Source organism: Streptomyces sp. H27-C3, from assembly GCF_030063415.1.
Classification (GTDB): Bacteria; Actinomycetota; Actinomycetes; order Streptomycetales; family Streptomycetaceae; genus Streptomyces.
Map to the genome: position 1 here is coordinate 1 of NZ_JASITA010000069.1, position 19,146 is coordinate 19,146.

The 19,146-nt window shown below is 66.7% G+C and carries 10 protein-coding genes; 2 read left to right on the forward strand and 8 right to left on the reverse strand.

Translation table 11 applies throughout. The annotated features are described in order from the left end of the window. Positions 1-100: 100 nt before the first annotated feature. Both QMK30_RS36495 and drmD read right to left on the reverse strand, forming a co-directional pair. Positions 101-2,542, reverse strand: a complete 2,442-nt coding sequence (locus QMK30_RS36495; RefSeq protein WP_283522653.1) for a DNA methyltransferase — start codon at positions 2,540-2,542, stop codon at positions 101-103. Then, positions 2,539-5,766 carry a DISARM system SNF2-like helicase DrmD gene (gene drmD / locus QMK30_RS36500; RefSeq protein ID WP_349362158.1) on the reverse strand — a complete coding sequence of 1,076 codons (3,228 nt, stop codon included), beginning with the start codon at positions 5,764-5,766 and terminating at the stop codon, positions 2,539-2,541. The genes QMK30_RS36495 and drmD overlap by 4 nt, the downstream gene beginning before the upstream one ends. On the opposite strand from drmD, the gene QMK30_RS36505 reads away from it, so the two are divergent. Both QMK30_RS36505 and QMK30_RS36510 read left to right on the forward strand, forming a co-directional pair. Then, positions 5,726-8,131 (forward strand): GNAT family N-acetyltransferase, encoded by a 2,406-nt coding sequence (locus tag QMK30_RS36505; RefSeq protein WP_283522655.1) that lies wholly within the window; start codon positions 5,726-5,728, stop codon positions 8,129-8,131. The genes drmD and QMK30_RS36505 overlap by 41 nt on opposite strands. Continuing rightward, positions 8,128-8,604 (forward strand): ASCH domain-containing protein, encoded by a 477-nt coding sequence (locus QMK30_RS36510; RefSeq protein WP_283522656.1) that lies wholly within the window; start codon positions 8,128-8,130, stop codon positions 8,602-8,604. Before QMK30_RS36505 ends, QMK30_RS36510 begins: the two co-directional genes overlap by 4 nt. A gap of 167 nt (positions 8,605-8,771) precedes the next feature. On the opposite strand, the gene QMK30_RS36515 is transcribed toward QMK30_RS36510, so the two are convergent. The 6 genes from QMK30_RS36515 to QMK30_RS36540 all read right to left on the reverse strand — a co-directional run. After that, on the reverse strand, positions 8,772-11,576 hold the full coding sequence (locus QMK30_RS36515; RefSeq protein WP_283522657.1) for an RNaseH domain-containing protein: 2,805 nt from the start codon (positions 11,574-11,576) through the stop codon (positions 8,772-8,774). 14 nt (positions 11,577-11,590) lie between these two features. Beyond that, complete coding sequence (locus tag QMK30_RS36520; RefSeq protein WP_283522658.1) at positions 11,591-14,920, reverse strand: hypothetical protein; 3,330 nt, start codon at positions 14,918-14,920, stop codon at positions 11,591-11,593. Further along, positions 14,917-16,161 carry a restriction endonuclease-related protein gene (locus QMK30_RS36525; protein ID WP_283522659.1) on the reverse strand — a complete coding sequence of 415 codons (1,245 nt, stop codon included), beginning with the start codon at positions 16,159-16,161 and terminating at the stop codon, positions 14,917-14,919. The genes QMK30_RS36520 and QMK30_RS36525 overlap by 4 nt, the downstream gene beginning before the upstream one ends. A 31-nt stretch (positions 16,162-16,192) precedes the next feature. After that, positions 16,193-17,482: a helix-turn-helix domain-containing protein gene (locus tag QMK30_RS36530; RefSeq protein ID WP_283522660.1), complete on the reverse strand. Its 1,290-nt coding sequence runs from the start codon at positions 17,480-17,482 to the stop codon at positions 16,193-16,195. Positions 17,483-17,775: 293 nt separating this feature from the next. Further along, positions 17,776-18,549, reverse strand: coding sequence for an IS21-like element helper ATPase IstB (gene istB / locus QMK30_RS36535; protein WP_283522662.1), 774 nt, complete (start codon positions 18,547-18,549; stop codon positions 17,776-17,778). Then, positions 18,549-19,146: Mu transposase domain-containing protein (locus QMK30_RS36540; protein WP_502963297.1), on the reverse strand; the 598-nt coding region annotated here is incomplete at its 5' end. The genes istB and QMK30_RS36540, both read right to left, overlap by 1 nt.

A 19,146-nucleotide genomic window follows, 5' to 3' on the forward strand; every position in this document is an offset into this window, starting at 1 on the left:
ACGACCTGGAAGACCTCGGAGACCCCGCCCCGGACGGCCACCCGGCACAACGTGCTGCCCGCACCCGGAAAGATCACGAGAAGCCCAGCCGGAAACCCGATCAGAATTCACACGGTGGATCGAGGCTCAGCGCCTTGCCCGGCTTCCCGCCGAGCCGCAGCCCCGCCGCAATCACACCGTCGGCGACATCGGCAAGCTGCTCAGTCAGCCTCTGGTACTCCCGCCACTGCCGCCGCTTCGCGGCGGCCGAGCGCTGGGGGTCACTGTCGTTGACCTCACTGGCGAGCTGGCGGCGCAGTCGGGCCGCCTGCGCGAGGATGCCGTCCACGTCCAGGTCATACACCGTCGTCTGCTTGTTGGCAGCGTTGGGGTCGATGTGGAGGTAGCGGAGCTGGCGAACGTCGGTGAGGCCGAGTAGCGCGTTGCCGTGGAGGACCTTGTCGTCGACAAAGGAGAACGGCAGTCGGGGGTCGAGCGAGACCAACCAGAGCGACAGTTTGCACATCTCTACGGCCATTCCGTTGATGTCCGCGCCGTAGAGGCAGCTGGCGACGACCATCCTTATGGCCCGGATCCGCAGGTCGTGGGGTGAGCCGGTCGCGGCGCCCTCGCGGTGCCACGCCTCGACAAGCCGGTCTGCAAGGTAGCGGGCGGCGGCGACGAGGAAGGCGCCAGAGCCGCAGGCGATGTCGGCGATCTTAAGGTCGAGGATCTGCTCGGGAGAAATTGGTCGCCAAGCGTCCTGGTCGGCGGTCTGGTGCGGGCCGGGAGAGTAGACCAGCGGTTCCAGCGCGTGGAGGACAACGTCCTCGGCGAGCTTGCGCGGCGTGTAGTGGGCACCGGCCGAGGCGCGCGAGGGGGTCTCAACGACGAGTACCCCTCCGGGCTTTACAACCAGAGGCCGATTGCGCAGATCGCGGCGGATGACACCGAGGAAAGGACGCAGCCGGTCGCGGAGTTCGGCGTCGTCGGAGGCTACGGCGCGCAGTGCCTGCTCGGCATCCTCGATGGTGTCGGCCGCGCCGAGGGCCTTGGCGAGTGCGGTCTTGGACGGCGGTTTGGCCGCCGGCTGATTCCCCTTGATCCAGGCGAGGATCGCGGTGGTCAGGGCGTCGTCGGTCTGCTTGGTCTCCGCGAGGGATTCGATCACTGCCAGAGGGATTTCAGGTTCCGCGCCGGCGGCGCCGATCAGACCGACGAAAACCTGGTCAACGTCCTCGCAGGAGTAACCGAGCAGGCCCTCGTAGATGTAGCCGATCTGCTCGACGTCGATGTCGCGGAAGGAGATGCGGCGCGCGGGTTCGCCCTTAAGGCGGGCGTACTGGACGGCACGCAGGACTTCGAGCATGACCCGGTCGCTGACCGTGATGGCCAGGGTGCCCTGGGCCGTGCAGGCGGTGAGGAAGGGATAACGGGCGGGGTCAAAGAGAGAGCCGCCGTACTCCGGGAGGCGCAGATCCTCGAAGGACGCGCCGCGATAGAGAGCCTGGGAGGTGGCCAGGAGGCGGTGCCAGGTGAGGTAGGTGGCATCGAGTGCCTGGTCGCCTTCCTCGTGCTCTCGGGCGTCGAGCAGGTCGAGTTCGTCGCTTACGCCGTAGCCCATAGCGAAGAGCTGGCTCTGCGGGAGCAAGCCACGTTCCTCGGCGAAGAGGAGGAAGACGACGCGCATCATCACCGTGACGGCCGCTTCGTAGACGTCTGCGCGACGGGCGGGCAACGGGTCGGGGTCGCCACGTCGACCTGCGTCCAGTGCACCGTCGGAAAGTGCCTGGACGATCAGTTCGACTGCTCGGCGCACCTGGGTGCCGAGTGCCTCGGTGATCTCCTCGGAGGCCGCTACGGACTCGCCGAACAGGGCCGTGAGGCGGTCCTCTGGCTTGCCGCCGACGAGGCGTCGGCGCTGGAGGAGTTCGATGAAGGCATTACGGGTCTGGGGCTCTTCGATCCAGGTCTGGGCGTCGAAGATTCCGGAGGCGACCATAGTCTGCTCGCGGGCGCTGACGATGGCCCACCAACGTCCGTCGGTGACCACGCCGACGGGGACGCTGGTTGCCCGGAGGAGTTCTTCCATCCGGTCGACAGGGCTGGCCGCCCATCCGTCGGCGAGCGGGTCGCGCAGGGAGTCGGTCGGGTCGACGACCAGGACAAGTGCGCCGGTTGTCTCGCCGTGCACCAGTGCGCCGTGGGCGTGGACAGTGACAGCGTGGTTCGGAGAGCGGACCTCGCCCACGGAGGTTGCGGAGTAGGTGGTGCCCCAGCGCAACACGTGGCGCAGGGTGGTGTCCACCCAGGTGTCGCGGGCTTCGCGGTAGAGGTCGAGGGCTGCCTCGTCGCCCTCCTTGTCCCAGTTCTCCCACGCCTTCTCAAAGGCAGGCTTGGCGTCCTTGAGTACGGCGAGGGCGCGCGCGTCGGGCTGATGAATGCCAGTCGACCAAGCACGCTTGAGGGCAGGGACTGCAAGAAACGGCCCGTCCGTATCGACGAGTTCGAGCCAGGAGCGGTGCATGTCCGCGACGGTCGGAGGGGCGTACTTGCGGCTCATGCCTGGACCATTCCGTTCTCGGCGTCCTCGGGGGTCAGCGCGAACACCACGGCAGCAGCCGACACGTAGGGCTTGATGTCGCTGTACCGCTCGCGGATAGCAGCAACCTCGCGTTCTTCTTCCTCATCAAGACTCTCCACCCGCTCCTCCATAGCTCGAAGGTCCCGGCGGCGCTGCCTCTGCTGGTCGTCACTGAAGAGCAGCTCGTCCTCCGCTTGGATCTCACGCTCCAAGCGGTGACGGGACTCATTCAGGTTGATGCGGAAAGCGGCGAAGATCTCGTGAGCACGGGCGATGTCGGAGTCGCGGCGCTTTTGGAGCGCCTCGGTGACCTTCTCGCGGCGGCTCTCGCTCTTGCGAGTCATCGCGGTGAGCAGTCGGGTTCGCAGTCGGGCATCGTCGGCGTTCCACAGTTCGGCGAGCCGGGTCCGTACGTCCTCGTCGGCGAGAACAAGGTTTTCGGCGTCGAGCGCTTCGTCCAGGACCAGCTCGGCCTTGGACTCGGCAAGCGCCTGGCCACGTAGCCGGACACCGGTGAGGAATACCTCCTCGTGCAGGCGCAGTCCGCCGCGACCAACGAGGACAAGTCGCGAGACGGCGGCGACGCACGACTGCGGCAGTTCAGTCGCGACGACCGCAGTGACCCGGTTGACCGGAGAGTCGATGCTGAACAGCGCGCTGCGCAGGGTGCGGGTGGAGCGTTGCATGAGGGCGTGGCCGAGGTGGATGTGAACGAGGTCGGTGCGGTTCTGGGCGGCCTTGTCGTCGAAGGTGATAGGGCGGAGCACTCCGGGCTCAAGGCGGGTGTCCAGGCCGCGGAGCGATCGCTGCCAGGACTGCCCTAGCGTCGGGATTTCGAAGACCTGCGCCTCTGTACGGTCGTCGCCGATCTCCTCCAGCGGGGGCTGGGCGGTCAATTCCAAGGCGGTGTCCACGACCCGGCGGGCGTTGCCCGGTGTGAGGTGCATGCCAGTCTTGGTGTCCTGGTAGTTCCGCGTCAGGTCAGTGAGTTGCCGATTCAGCTCGACGCCGCCGGCCAGAGCCCGGTTGATGACCGCGCTGCCGGTGTCGGGCGCGGTCAGCCGCGGGACACGTCCCGTCTTGACCGGGCTGAAGTGCTCCTGGACGTCGGCGTCGATAACCGGGTTGATCGAGCCGAGGTCGCCTGCCGCGGTACTGACCTTCTTGGCGATCTTGCCCAGGAAGCCCAGGTCTGCCGCGTAGGTGGTGGACGTCTCCGCCGGCTTGAAGTGATAGATCTCTGGGATCTCCGTCTGGCCGTAGCGGTCGATTCGACCGATCCGTTGCTCCAGGCGGGAGGGGTTGAAGGGAATGTCGAAGTTGACCAGCCGGTAGCAGTGGGTCTGCAGATCGATGCCCTCGCCGGCCGAGTCGGTCGCGAGGAGTACCCGCACCTTGTGCTTGGTGGGGTCCTCGGTGAAGCGGGCCCTGATCTCTTCGCGCTTTTCGGCGGGGGTCGAGCCCTGGATGGTCTCCAGGACGTCCTTGTAGCCGCGCTGCTGGAGTACCCCCGCGATCCAGTCCAGGGTGGCGGCGTACTCGGTGAACACCACGACCCGGTTGTTGGTCCAGAGGCGACCGTCTGGGCGGCAGACCGCGCTGAGATAGCTCAGCAGGGCTTCCAGGCGGGAGTCCGGCTTGTGTTCGTAGCGCCGCCCCCACTCGATGAGCGAGGTGATCTCGTCGCTGGTCGCGGCCACCAGAGCGTCTGATCCCTTGCTCTGTCGCAACGCGGTGAACTCGGGCTGATCGGCTTCCCCCTCCTCCTCGTCCGACTGCGCGCTGCCCAGGACCTCCGTGTAGTACTCCGCCTCGTCGTCGATCAGGAGCTGACGGTCATCGTCAGCCTCCTCATACAGCTCCAGGGTGCGGGCGAAGGCCCATGGGCTGGACAGGAAGCGCTTCTTCAGGAGCATCGAGACGATGTCACCGGACCGGTTCTTCCCGTTCGACCGCGCACTGTCGGCAAGCAGCCGCTCCAAGCGGGCGAACTGGCGCTGCTCCTCGTCGTCCGGGGTGAAGTCGAGCGTCTTGATCTGCCGGATCTTGAAGCCCTTCTCCGGCAAGTCTCGCTTGAGCCGGCGCACCGCCACCTCGCCCAGCGCGCGTTCGTCGATGTCCGCGCCGCGCTTGAACCGGCGGCCGTCGATCATTTCGAGGAGGGCGGTGAACGACTCGGAGTAGCCGTTGTGCGGGGTAGCGCTGAGGAACAGGCGGTGCTCGCAGACCTCCGCGAGCGCCTTGGTGGCTGTGGTGCGGTTGCTGTCGACGGCGTACCCGCGCTGGCCCGGTGCCGAGGTGGGGCTCGCGGGGGCGACGTGGTGAGCTTCATCGACGACCAGAACGTCGAAGGCGTACCGCCGGGCCGTGGAGGTGCCTCGTACGTCGGCCATCACGTCGCGCAGCAGTCGTTGAGCGCGGATTGAGGGCAACCAGGCCATGCTGACGATTACGCGAGGGAAGAGGCGGAACGGGTTCGCGTTCAGACCGTGGGTGCGGCGAACCTTGGCCATCAGCTCGCTGTTGACGATCACGAAATCCAGGCCGAACTTTTCGCGCATCTCGTCCTGCCACTTCAGCGACAGGCTCGGAGGGCAGACGATGACAACCGAACGGGCTCGGTGGCGCAGCAGGAGTTCCTGAACGACCAGCCCCGCCTCGATGGTCTTGCCCAGGCCGACGTCGTCGGCGAGCAGCAGGTTCGTGCGAGAGGACTGCAGCGCTCGGCGCAGCGGCTCCAGCTGGTACGCCTCAACGTTCGCGCCACTACGGAAGGGGGCCTGGTAAGAGTTGGCGTCCGCCGAGGTCACCGCACCCCAGCGCACGGCGTCCACGAACGCGGCCAGGACGTTCGGGTCGTCGAACCCGTCCGGCCGGATGGCCTCCGGGAGTCCCTGGGCGGGGGCTACGGTGTGGCCGACTTCAAGCTCCCAGACCACGGCGAGCTCCTGGCCCAGCCGGTCCTCCTCCAGCGACTGCATGGTCACCACATGGGCGAGGCCGGCGGTGCTTTCGTCGGCGGGGCTTCGGGGAAGGCCCTGCTGGCGGACGTCAGCGACCGCCCAGGTCGAGCCCCGAACATTAACCACCTGGCCCGGCTCGGGCACCGGCGGTAGAGGCCAAGTGTGCTCAGCCCCTGTCGGGGCCCCCTGTGGAAACTCCGTGACGGTCGCCATCCGAGCAGACTCCTCCATCAACACCATGCTTCCGGTCCGGCCCCTGTTCCGCTGGCTTACGCTCAAGATCGCGGAGAGTCCGAAGAACCTAGTATTCCTGATCACCCGCGAGACCCTCGGGCCGATGACCGAAGTTCTTCACTTCGCGTCCGGGCTGCCTCTATCACCGTGCGAGCCGGGCGCCCTCCAGCGGCGAGAGGTAACGCCATCGAGCCGAGCTCTCCGCTACGCAATTGATCAAAAGGGCGACCGGGCGTGGCACGGCGCGGCCATCATGAGGGGTGGGAGCGATAAGGCGCCGTCCTACAGGCCGGCGTCCGCGAAGGGGGAACTCATGTCGATCACTGTGGTGACGGTGCCGGAGTCAGGGGGCAGGCTGCTCGACGCGGCGGTGGCCCTGGGGAACCTCCACACCAAGACGCTCGGCCTGCTCACGCCGCAGGCGTACCTGCAGAGTGCCGAAGTCGGCGGTCTACTCGTCGCAATGGATGCTGATGAGGTCGTCGGTTACGCCCTCTTCGGCCTGCCCAAACGCAAACACTACGTACGGCTGACGCATCTCTGCGTAGCGGGTAACCGCCGCGGCGAAGGCACAGCCCGCCAGCTGATCGATGCGATACGGGCGCGGCACGGCAACCGGCTGGGCATCAGGGCGAAGTGCCGACGCAACTATGACCTCAGCGGCATGTGGGCCAGCTTGGGCTTCGTACCGCCGGGAGAGTCCGTCGGCAGAGGACACGACCGGGAGACCTTGGACACCTGGTGGCTCGATTTCGGTCACCCGGACCTCTTCACGGACATGCAGAGCGACGCGCTTCTGGTCGTTGGCGTGGATCACAGCGTCCTGGAAGGGATCGCGGATCGAAGCCCGGATGCTGAGAACCGCGAGCCACGCGTCTTCAAGGCGGCCTGGCTCGAGGACGAAACCGAGCTTGCCTACACACCGCAGCTGATGCTTGACATCCGCAATGTCGGCGAAGACACGGTGCGGAATCATCAGCGGTCCGAAGTCGCGCGGATGCGGAAGTTCGCACCTGACTCGGAGGCTGTGGCCGAACGGCATCGGGAGCTCATGGACAGTGTTCGCGCCCAGAGCGCCGAGCTGAGCATGCAGCCACACACCGGGCCCTTGCTGCAGTACGTGGCAGAGGCATCTTGTGCCGGGCTCCACGTGCTGGCCACATGCAACCCGGACCTCCTCGCGCTGGCGGACGTAGCCCGCGAGATCGGCCGCGTGAAGGTGGTCCGGCCGGCCGTGGTTGCGCTGCATGTGGACGAACTCCGTCAAGCCCAGGTCTACCGACCCGCCGACCTCCTGGGGACAGCTTTCACCACGGGACAGGTCGCACCTGACGCAGAGGGCGAGTTGACAGCGTTCTTCGATCAGAGCGAAGGCGAGAAGGGGTCTGCCTTCGAAGATCGGCTCAGGGCCTTCGAGCAGGACGACTCGGTGGCGTGGAGGCGGGAGCTCTTGCGCGATGGAGAGGGACGTCCCGTCGCTCTGTACGTATGGGCTCATGACGGTCGCACGCTGACCGTTGCGATGCTGCGTACTGCTGAACACCCGTTGGAGCAGACCCTGGCCCGGCAGCTGCTGTTCCTGCTCAAAAACCTCGGACGGGAGTGCGAGGTCGAGACCGTCCGGATCACGGACCCCTTCCCGTCGCCGACGGCGGCCGAAGCCGCTGGGCTCGACGGATTCTTCTCTCAGGACAACGGTCTCACAGCGCTCTTGGTCGATGTCTGCGGATCAGCGCGCGACGTGTCCGCCACAGCGAACCGGATCACCAACCGCCTGAAGGTACCCTCTGCGGCTTTTGGCGCGGATCTTCAGACTGAGATTGCCAGCGCCGTCGAACGGGCGTGGTGGCCGGCAAAGATCATCGACTCTCGCATTCCGTGCTTCATCGTCCCCATCAAACCCCGCTGGTCCGCCGAACTCTTCAACGTCCCCGCACCGCTCGCCCCTCGTGGTGAGCTCGGAATCAGCCGTGAGCACGTCTACTACCGGTCGCCAGGCCGACGTGGAGAGAGCGTCCCCGCACGTCTCCTCTGGTACGTCAGTCAGGATTCAAGCGGTCCCCAGGGCAAGATGGCGATCGGTTGCTCACGGCTGGACGAGGTGTTGATCGACACACCGGACGCACTGCACTCCCAGTTCGAACACCTGGGCGTATACGGTCGGGCCGAGGTGCGCGCTGTGGCCAGGGGGCACGGTGCGGCGATGGCTCTGCGGTTCTCGGACACGGAGCTCTTCCCCGCAGCCGTGACACTCGGACGCCTCGAAGCGTTGGCAGGTGATCTGGGACAGCCGTTGTCGCTGATGTCACTGTCGAAGATCAGCAGCGAGCTGTTCCAGGCCGTGTACGAAGAAGGGCACCGAAAGACGTGAACGAACCGGAACGCGCCATGCTGCTGTCCGTCCACCCCCGTTTCGCGACGGCGATCCTCGCCGGCGACAAGACGGTGGAGGTACGCAGACAACGCGTCGCGGCCCCTCCAGGCACGGCCGTGCTCCTGTATGCCACCGCCCCTACGAAGGCCATCGTGGGCATGGCACGCATCGCCTCCGTGCATGTCGCTACCCCAACCGAGGTCTGGTCGGCCAGCCGGAACCGGGCCGGCATCAGCCGACGTGAGTACGACACCTACATGGACGGCGCCGTGCAGGCCAGTGGACTGACATTGGAAGCGCCCATCACCTTCGGCACCCCAGTGCCGCTGACCGCACTGCGTGCTGCCGGAGCCTTCCATCCGCCGCAGAGCTACCGCTACCTACGACCCGAGGATCTTCGAAGAATGACCGCAGCGGCCACCTCCACGGATGCGCCTCTCCGCACCGCCTTGGAGAGCATGGCGCTCTGAACTGATCAGGAGCTCGAACCCGAGTGGTGGGGCAAGGCGCGCCTCGGCCAGCGCAGGCCCCCGCGCTCACGCCACGCGCCAGTTGGTGAAATGCCTCAAGCGCGCTTTGGCGTGCGGCGCCGGAACACGCAGGAGCGGCAGCTCCACGGACCGCTGTTTCCCGTCCGCTACTGCTCGGATGCCTCGCCGTCGGACCCCGGCTCGGCGGCGGGCTTCTCCTCGGGAGGAGCGGTGCGCCGGTACTGCGGGTGGTCGAGGTCCATCTGCCTGGCAGCGTGCAGGGGCACGGGGAAGCGGGCCCGGTCGGACCAGAAGAGGGTCTGGTGGCAGAGTTTTGCGGTAGCCACGGCAAGGGCTTCCGCCGAGACACCTTCGGCGCAGGCCAGCGGGTAGATCTCGGTCGCGGTCATGGAGTACCAGTTCTGGGGCATCTCGCCCTTGCGACGCTCCTCCTTCTTCTCCGAGTGGACGGACCGTTTGGCGTCCCATCGCGTGTACTTCGAGCCAAGTCGGCCAGCGCCGTCGCCGTCGTACGCGCGCGGCACGTTGCACAAGATCCAGACGGGTGCGCCGAAGTCCACATCCACTTGATACAGCATTCGAGTTGTTTCGCCATCTGTCGTGGCACCATCCTGACCCTTCAGCACACGTGTCGTGCTGACAGGCGGCGGGACCTCCTCGTCCGCGATGTTGATGCGGATCACAGCACGCGGCCTCTCGTCACTGCTCAGTGAGCTGCCTGGGAGCCAGTAGCGGCTGAAGCGCGGATGCCTGGAGGCTCCCTGGTTCATGTTCTGCAGCCCCTCCCACATGCGGCGGCAGGCCAGCCCGTCCACGGTGACGGTGTAGGGGACGTCGTCCAGCTCCTCGGCGAGGTCTCCGAGGGCCAATTCGACCGCCTCGGCTGCGTCGTCCCAGCGCTGCCGGTGAGTCTTCTTGTCCCCGTTCTCCTGGGGGTAGGCCGTGGCGTGGAAGGCGGGCTGGGCGCTGCGGTAGGGCTGCCACTGAGGTCGGGTGGAGCTCCAACCGAGCATGCTCCATGCTCCGCCGACATGGGCTGGCGGGATAAGTACTGATGCGGTGATCACGACCTTGGGGGGCCCGTTCTCCCCCTTCCGCCGGTTCTGCTGCCGTACATGGACACCAACTTGGGCGACTCGGTGAACGGGGTAGTCGGAGGTTTCGGGTTCCAGCGCGGTGGCGATGCGGTCGTCGATGACCCCGAGCGAGCGGTAAAGGTCGAGGAGGGCCATTTCGGCGGGGTGGTCCTTCGCCTTCGGCATGACGATGCCCTTGTCGTTCTTGCCCAGGATGTACTGAGTGGGAACGCCGAGGCCGGCAAGGAGCGATCGTGTCAGGAGCTTGCCGTCGCGGCTGTCGGCGTCCGTGCCGTTCTGCTCGTCAACGGCCTCGGGCTTCTCCGTCTCGCACCAGGCGCCGACGAGTATTCCGTCCCGGGAGACCAGCGAAGCGCCGGTCTGTGCCAGGGCTTCTCGCCTGCCGTCCGGTCCACCGGGCTTGAGGAAGTCGGTGGCCAGATGGAACACTGCGGTGATCTGGTCGCCTTGAAGGCTGAACTCCTGGCCGTCGTGCGGGTCGAGCCCCGTGGGGTCGATGCCGTAGGTCTTGCAGAGGGTGTCGAGCATCCGTAGCCGGGTCTCATCGCGGTACCACAGGCAGGCGATGTGCAGCTTCTTGAAACCGGCAGCTTCGACGGCGGAGAAAACGGACTCCGGCGTGGGCACGGCGCTGCCTCGCGCCCGGAGCGGCTCCTTGCTCTCGCTCTTCTCTCGTTCCTCCTTGCGGCGTTCGAGCTCCTTCTTGGTGACCCGCTCGGGGTCGGTCGGCCGGTGGGGAAGCGTCATGGGCGCCTCCCGCATCGTCAGAGGCACGGCCACGTCGCCGAACGCCTCGGCGACGTGGCTGTAGAGAAGGCGCAGGTGCTGCATCCCGGTGCCGGTGCCGATGGGGAAGGAATAGCTCTTGGGGAGCACCGGCCACACCTGGCCGGGGTGTCCGCGGGGGAAGACCGCCGGCTTTTTCTCCTCGCGGGCCGCCTTGAGGAGCTCCTGTTCCCTGCGGGATCGCTGGTCGATCGTCCTCAGGATCGAGTAGTCCATCTCCAGACGTCCCAGCGCCTCCAGGGCAAGCCGGTTCACGGTGCGGGCGGCGCCGCGGCCGTTGAGCGAAACTTCGAGGAGCGGGCGCCCAGGGCCGGGCTGCACAGCCAGGGCCGTCTTCGAGAAGATCAGCGAGGAGGAGATGCGGGTCACCCTCGACGACACCAGGAGCACCGGACTGGCGATGTTCGGAAGGGTCTTGAGCCGCAGCGCGGTGCGGGAGAGTGCGTACCGACCGCCCTGCTCGTTCTGCCAGGGCTCTTCCAGGGCAACCAGACCGCCGGTGGTGTCGGGGCGCAGGGCGATCTCCCTTCCGTCGGAGATCGCCCAGGGCTTGGCGGCCATGCGGCGAGAGAGGTCCCAGGCGACGGTCCGGTAGACCCATCCGGGGGCATTGGGCTGCGTGCCGTCGACCGGCTTGAGGTGATCGGCAAGCGCGTATCGGTGTTCTGGTGACGCGGCGATCCGTTTGGCGAGCTCAGGAGCCATGTCGAGGTCGATGGTGTCGATCTTCTCCCCGAGCGCCAGCGCATGGGTGAGGGTGAACACCTGACAGAGCAGCTCGCTATCGAGCGGTTCGCGCGAGGCGAGGAACGGCCCACGGAAGTCGGGGTCGAAGTAGACGTAGCCGCCGCTCAGGGTGCTGAGCACGGTGGTCGCGATGGAGTACGGGGCCTGCGCCGCGTCGTCGCCGTAGCGGCGTGCGCATTGCCTGCTGAAGTCGCTCCACAGCTTCTCGGTCTCGCTGTCGAAGTGCCGGACGTACACCGAGGCGTCGCCGACGAGCTTCGGGGTGCAGCGGTAGGCGAGGGTATTCAGGTAATTCCCGGGCTCGCGGTCCTGCTGGGTCACGCGTCCTCTTCTCTTCAGGCGCCCGGGAAGCCGGGCTCGTGGGGTTCGATGCCGGCGTAGGACAGGAACGCGTTGAGCGCCTCTCCGTACAGCTCGTTCATCCGTTGACGCACCTGGGGCGTCCACTGGGAGTGGATGCGGCGCAGGACTGTTTCCAGGTCGGCGTTCCAGGTGTCCTCGTGGAAGGCGTAGTCGACCATGTGGAGGACCGCTTCGGTGCCTCCGCGGCGAGCCCGGCCGGCCAGCTGGATGAGATCGACGATCATGCCGGCGACGACTTCCTCCTGGAGGGACTTGTGCATGGCCGTGAACTGCGGTGCCGTCCGCAGGAGAAGGGACAGGCGTTCCCAGGCAGCGTCACGACCGACGGCCAGCGCCTTTGACGGGTTCGAGCTACCGCCGGTCGGCAGGGCCCGCAGACCGGCGGCGTTGATGCTGGCGTACATCTCGGCGGGCTCGCTGAGGAGCGCCAGGGGGCGTACGCAGAGGTAGACGGAGCGGACGGCGGAGCGGATGCCGACGACGATGTTGAGCCCTCTGGCAATCAGTGACAGGGGCACGACCAGGATCTTGCCGTGCTTGGGGAAGTCCTCGAACTCCTCGGCGGTGAGGCGTACTGCGACGTTCTCCTTGGGCAGGTCGGGGTCGGCGCGGTGGCGGTCCTCCGCCCGCACCGCGACGCACAATCCGCCTCCGTAGTTGCCGGCTTGAGCGATGCCGCGCGCCAGCCAGGCGCACTGCTGGTATGAGTTGGCCACCACGAGCACGTGGGCGCGGTCGGGGTCCTGGGCCGCTGTTCGTTCGAGTTCGCGGTGGATCTTCTGGTCGTACAGGTTGCTGCCCAGTTCGATCAGGGCGTCCTTTTTACGGCTGGGGTGGGTGCCTGACACCTTGATGGGCTCCCCGAACAGGGGGTGGCCCTCTCCGTACTCGATACGGTGCTTCCTGGCTCGGATGGACTTGGCCTGCGCGTCGGTCATCCACCATCGGACGGGGGCGTGGACGTGTTCGCGCACGGCTTGGGGGAAGTATGCGGTGGCCGACAAGCCCATCACCGGCCGCTCCACAGCGGCCAGGAGGAGCGAGACGACACCGCCGAGCTCGGCGGTGTAGGTGTGCGGGTCACCGGTGATGGTCTGGGCGACAAGGCTGGCGTTCTTCTCCTTGTCGTCAAGCCCAGTGATGCGGTAGCCGGTGATGGAACGGCCGAGCATGCCCAGCGGAATCACCGAGGAGACTGCCGTGGCCCGCAGGAGCTCCACGATCTTCTGCGCCGACCGCAGGCCGGAGGAGCGGTAGTCCTGGGCCTTGTCCTGTAGTTCGGACAGGGCTTCATCCAACTCGGTCATGGCAGTGCGTGTCACCAGGAGGTTGATGGCCTTGGCGCGCCGTTGAACGTCCTTGATGGAATCCTCGAGAAGCGTGTGCAGCTCCAGCTTCACCATGTCGAGCAGGTGCTCGCCTCGTGGCGCCACGAGGGCACCAAGGGCACGCCGCACGTCGTCCCAGTCGGGTTCGAGCAGACTCGGTTGGGAGGCGAGCGGATCGAGGCCCCGATATCGGGCCGGCATGAGGGCATTGAGCCGTTGGAAGAAGTCCGGTGGAATGCCCGCCTCTTCCGCGATCTCCGTCTCGGGCCAGAGCAGGCGGATCAATGCGCGGTCCCGCCCACGGGCCAAGTGCCAGCGGGTACTGGTCTGGTCCGGAATGCGGGCCTGGGCTCGCTCGTCCTCCGTGGCGTGCAGGCTGAGGGAGTTCTTGCAGATGCTCAGGAGGAGGAACTCCGCCATCAGCCGCACGTGGCTGACGGCGGGCAGTAGGTTGTGCTCGTCGTCGATGTGCAGCCGCTTCGCGTCGGTGTCCATCTCCTGCGGCGCTGCGGACCAGTGCCGCCGAGAGTGCAGAACCACCTCGCCGGCGCAGTTATCGATGGCCCGGGACTGGAACTGGTCCACTTCGTCGACGAACACGGCGTGGCAGGTCCGAAGCGCGAATTCGGCCGCCGTCATGCTCCGGACGGCCCGGCCGTCCAGGTTCACGCCGATACGCAGGTTGCCCTGCATAAAGGCGTAGTGGTTCATGATGACGACGTTCGCGGCGCAGGCGTCGTAGACGGGGGTGAACTTCCCGCACGTCGGGATCCAGGGGCAGGCTGCGGAGCCCACCCCCTGACGGCGCAGGTTCAGGCACGGTTCGCGCCCGGGTGGGTAGTCGCCCGTGGCCTCCAGGAAGGTCTTCTGTGCGCATCCGTAGGCCAGTTGGTCAAGATCGCGCTCGCCTCGCTCACCCCATTCACCGGGGAGGTCGGGATCTTCGTTGATGAGGGAGGCGTGCTTGAGGGCGCGGTCGTGCATCCCGGACGAGGACATCAGGTGGGCGCAACCTGCCTCGTGTTCAATGACCCCAGTTTTGTGCAGGTGGTCGAGGTCCCCACGCACATTCCACGTCGCTGCCAGGCACGCTTTGATGTCGGGCAGCACGATGGCGACGCGTCGCTGGTTCGCTGCGAACCACGCGGCCATAACCCGCACCAGGACGCTCTTGCCGGTGCCGGTCGGGGCGTTGAAGATCTCTGTCCGACCGGCGGTCATCGTCAGCGCCTCGCGGGGGGACAGGCTGTCGGTGGTCTGCAGCACCTCGAAGAGCTGCTGCAGGATCTGGTGCAGATAGCGCTTCTCCGGCGTGTAGCGCAGGTCGATATGCCGGGCCAGCCCAAGGAGTTCGGGCGTGGGGATACGGACGTCAGGCAGGTAGGGGACAGAGGAGACGTGTGGGAGCTGATCGTGGCCGAGCCGGGCGGTGAACTGGGGGTAGGTGGGGATGGTGAGCCGCCCCTGGATCTGTCCCTCCCCGTTCACAAACATCTCCTGCGTGGCCCATATCCCCGGACCGGCGAAGTCCGCAGGCTTGGGATGGCCGCTGGGCCGGCGGAAGCGGGCGGTGAGACGGTCGACGTATCCCGGCAGGTCGCCGCCTACCCGTGGAAAGGCGGCAACGGCGGTGAACGGGTTGTCACCGACGAGCTCAAAGGGAAGCATTGTCCCCGGGCCGTCGGGGTCGTCTCCATACAGGGGCGCGAGCAGGGTCCGGGCTGTGATCGAGAAGGCCCGGAGACCCGAGATCTCGGTGGGGGCGATGGCGTATACCGCCGTGATCCGCTGCTTCTCCTCATGGGTGAGGCTGTCCCATCGTTCCCACGCCTGGTACTTGCCGGAGACCAGGAACGCCGCCTGCTCAAACGGGGCAGCGCCGCGTTCGTCCCCGTCCACCGTTTCGGGGAAGTAGTGGGCCGCCAGTGCCAGCGCCGCCAGTACCGCAGTCTCCTTGACCGACGCCTCGCTCATGTCCAGCTCACCCCTGCCTCCTTGCAGACCAGTTCACCGAACTCGGAGGCGGTGACCGCCCTCATCCCGTACCTCTCGCACACCCCAGAGAGGAGCGGGACCTGGCGGGCCCGGTAGTCCGGCACGACCAGCCACTCGGCTCCGCCTTTGTCGCCCTCTTGTGCGTGGATGAGCTTCGCGAGCGTCGTGACCGACGTGTAGTCCTTGACGTCGACCTTGAACGACACCTTTTTGCGTCGCTTCGGCGCAACCTCCACCAGCAGGTCGTAGGCGTCCAGCCCCGGCCACAGGTCCACCTTCAGCCCGCGCTCCTTCAACCGGTCGAACAGGGCCAGCTCCGGAAGCCCCGGCACGGTGGTGTATCTCCAGATGCCGCGGGCGAGCGCCTTGTGGCCCTCCGCAGGCAGCGCCTCGGGCGGGGTCTCGGTGTCCGGATACAGCACTGCCTCCCTCCCGCTCGGGCGCGCCGGCGACGGCTCTGGCAGCAACTCCGGCGCGTTCTCGTCCGACATTGGACGGAACAGGTACGCGGCACCCATGTCCGCGTGGGGGGCGTGCCAGCAGCGAGCCGACCCCACGATGTTGCCGGCGTTCTTGCGGAGCGTGAGGCGCATCGGCCAGCGGCAGACCGGGCAGGGAAACCACCAGCCGTGGTGGACGGACCCGTAGGGGATCTCCTCGTAGAAGTCGACGACCCCCATCGGCAATTTCAGCTTCCGCAGTTGGTCGACCGGACCCGCCGGATGCCGGATGAGGTCGGACCGGCCTGCCTCGTAGGCGTGCTGCGTACCCTGCTTTCGCAGAAGCGCGTATGCCGTCTCCTGCTCGATCTCTGACTGGAGCTCCCGGTCGCTGATCGTGCCCGCGTCCTGTTCAAGCTTCCGCAGGGTATGCAGCAGAATTCGCTGCTCCAGATCGAGGTCGAAGGCATCCTCGGTCACCTGCCCGTCCCGGTCGATAACCAGCAACCCGCCCAGGTCCAAGGCGCTCACGCCGTCCGGCAGCAGCCCGGCCAGATCCCCTCTGAGTGCCTTCCGGAACTCGGCGAATGGCAGCGGGCTGCTTGGCCCGCGAGCCGCCAGCATCGTGCCGTGGCACTCCATCAGGGTCGCCAGACGCTGCTCCGGCTTCAAGCCGGGCGACGTCATGGCCTTCGCCGCCCGCAGGGCGGCCCGGGTGACCAGGTAGCGGACCCTGGCTTCGTCAAGTGTCTGAGCATCGTCGCGCGTAGGGCTCGTCACAAATCCGCAGCGTAGACCGCAGCACTGACAATCACCCCGAGATCGAGGGAATACCAGCTCCTAGAGTGAGTCGACCGGAAAAAAGGCCGAGCCCTGTGGTATCGACCTGCGGATAGAGCTCCCGATAGAGATCGAGATACTCCGCGATATGCCGCTTACCGAGCCTGGTCAATCGCCATCGGTACTCGGCAACGTGCGTGCCCCCTGCCGCCATCACCGGAACGGATTCAACGAAGCCCCGGCTCGGCTGACCGCCCGCTTTCCCCTTGTAGCCCACGCCGATGAAGAAGAGGGACCGGCCCGCCAACCGGTCGTCCTCCAACCCGGTCGGCTCCGCCGCCGCAACCCGTGCCAATACGCCCCACAGCCACTCCGACAGCAGATGCACTGCGTGGTCGGGTTCACGAGGCTCGCCCAGCCCGGCGCGGGCAGCTGCTCGGCCCCGGCGGGTAATCTCCACCAACACCCGGTCCACATAACCAACGCCGGGATGCTCGACGGCGTCCTCCGTAATGATCAGCAGCCCCCGCCGCTCAAGTGCATGCACGGTCTGACCAGCGCCAGGATCGTGCACTCCGCCACGCCGAAGGCGTTCCTGCAGGCGTGTATAGCCCACCAGTGACGGTGCGGCCTTGAGGGTCAACGGCAACTTGCGCCACTCGGCCGCTCGGGGCACTGGCAGACGCTGCACCCGTCGCATCCACATCTCGGTCGCCGTCATACGGTCATCCCGCATGATTTCTCCCAGGTAGATGCGTTGCCGTTCGTTCAACAACTCCCAGGTCTTCAGTGCGGCCTGCGAGGGGTCCTGCTGCCGCTTGCCTGGGATCTGCGGCGCCGGCTCACCTGTACGTGTACGCATCCAGGCGTCCAGGACCATGCGCACGGGCACGCCGTAGATCTTCGCAAGAGGAGCGAGTAACCTGCCGGTCGTCTGGGTGTCATTCCACCCCCGGCCACGCACCTGGCGACCGCTCTCCAGAGCTGCCACCTTGGCTGCGGACACGCACAACTCACGTCCGGCGGACGATGCTCGCAGCAGTTCAGCGACTCGGTCGACGGGCAGTCCAGCGGCATAACGAAGATCGATCAGCGTTTCCGCACCGCGCGGAGCTCCGGTGAGCGCTCCAGAGTCGCACCCCAAAGCCTTGGCCAGCTGGTCCAACCGGGCCGGAGTGGGCGAGTGCCGGCCCTCCTCGTAGAAGAAGATCATCCTTTCCGACACCCCAGCCCGAGCTGCCAGCTCCGCTCGTGTCAGCCCCAACTCTTCGCGCCGGGCCGCCAGGCGGCTCGGCGCGATCCTGCGAAGGGGCGCGGGCATGACTCCATAAGAACCAGACTGAAGACTTCATTGCAACCGCGCCTCTGCTGTCGGCCCTACTACCGTGATGGATCAACCCCAACACCGGCGAGCCGTCCCCTGAACGCTGCGTGCCGCCCGACCACTCCTTCGTCCTCGAGTCGGTACGGTCTCCAGCTTTCCTCCGGCCGGAATAGTGCGGTACCGGTATCGATTGATCCTCCTGTAGTGATTGCAGGAGGGGGATGTGAACGATCACGTAATTCCCCGGGCCTGGCGTCACGTAATTCCCCAGGTCCTGACCTCGTCCATGTCTACTTGATCGAGGGGGTGTCTGTCTTCCCCGCGGCTCCTCGGGGGCGCTTGTTGGGCCGGTAGCTGGGGCCGTTCATGATGACTTGGTGGCTGGTGTTGATCAGCCGGTCCAGGAGCGACTCGGCGACCACGGGGTTGGGGAAGAGCGGATACCAATCGCTCGGCGCCCGGTTGCTCGTCAGGATCAGCGAGCGTCCTTGCCGCTCGGAGACGAGTTCGTAGAGGTCGTCGGCCTGGGCCGCGGTGAGTTGGCGCATGGCGAAGTCGTCGAGGATGAGGACGTCGGGACGTACCAGCTCGCGGATCCTCTTGTCCCAGGTGCGGTCAGCGTGGCCGCCGGCCAGGTCCGCGAGGATCCGGCTGGTCTTGGCGAAGCGGACGTTCGCACCTTGGCGGATCGCGAGGTGGCCGAGCGCCTGGGCGACGTGTGTCTTGCCGACGCCGACCGGCCCGAACAAAATTACGGACTCTCCGGTGTGCAGCCAGCGCAGGGCCGCGAGGTCGCGGATGTGGGCCGCGGGCAGCTTCGGTGAGGCGGAGAAGTCGAACTCCTCCAGGGTGACCTGATGCTCGAACTTCGCCCGGGCGATGCGGCGTTGGAAGGCGACGGTCTCGCGGCGGGTGATCTCATCCTGGCAGAGCGTCTGGAGGAATTCCAGGTGGCCGAGTTCGCCGCCGTGGGCCTGGGCCAGGCGGGCGTCGAGGGTCTCCAGCATGCCGGAGAGCTTCAGCGCGCGAAGCGCGTCGCGCAGGGCGGTGTCCATGATGCTCATCACGCCACTCCTTCTTCGTGACGGGGGTCATCACGGTCGTCGTTCGTCATGCCGGGGGTCATCGCGGTCGAGAAGAGCCTTGTGGGGCCGTGCAGGAACGCGGCGGCGCCGCCGTCGCCGGAGGTTTCCGGGGCGGGATCGGTCTCGGTGCCGGCGACGAGGATGCCCTTGATCGTGCGATAGGACGGGTCGCCGACCGCCGTCGCCTTGGAGCACGCGGCCTCCAGCCGCGTCTCGCCGTACTTCTTGCGGAGACCGAGAACTCCCTGGGCGGCGCGGAGCCGGTAAAGGGCGTTCACTTCCAGCAGCTGGTCGATGACCTCGCGGCAGGCGGCGCCGACCTGGCCGGACTGGGTGCGGCACCATTGCGGAGTCCGCATGTGGAAGGCGATCTTCTCCGGCGGGTAGTCGCTGTTGTGAGTACGTTTGCCCTGCTCAAGTGCCGCATGAGTCTTGACCAGTTCACCGTCGTCAAAGACCTGCACGAAGGCTTGGGTGGAGCGGACATCGACCCGCTTGCCGATCAGTTTCCACGGCACCGAGTAGAGGGTGCGGCCGACCTTGATGTGGATGTCCGGGCCGACCGTCGCCGCGGAC

What these genes read in the sequence shown, in the direction of transcription:
- QMK30_RS36495 (WP_283522653.1), bottom strand. Translation starts at nt 2,542, where the DNA reads ATGAGCCGCAAGTACGCCCCTCCGACCGTCGCGGACATGCACCGCTCC.
- drmD (WP_349362158.1), bottom strand. Translation starts at nt 5,766, where the DNA reads ATGGTGTTGATGGAGGAGTCTGCTCGGATGGCGACCGTCACGGAGTTT.
- QMK30_RS36520 (WP_283522658.1), bottom strand. Translation starts at nt 14,920, where the DNA reads ATGAGCGAGGCGTCGGTCAAGGAGACTGCGGTACTGGCGGCGCTGGCA.
- QMK30_RS36530 (WP_283522660.1), bottom strand. Translation starts at nt 17,482, where the DNA reads ATGCCCGCGCCCCTTCGCAGGATCGCGCCGAGCCGCCTGGCGGCCCGG.
- istB (WP_283522662.1), bottom strand. Translation starts at nt 18,549, where the DNA reads ATGAGCATCATGGACACCGCCCTGCGCGACGCGCTTCGCGCGCTGAAG.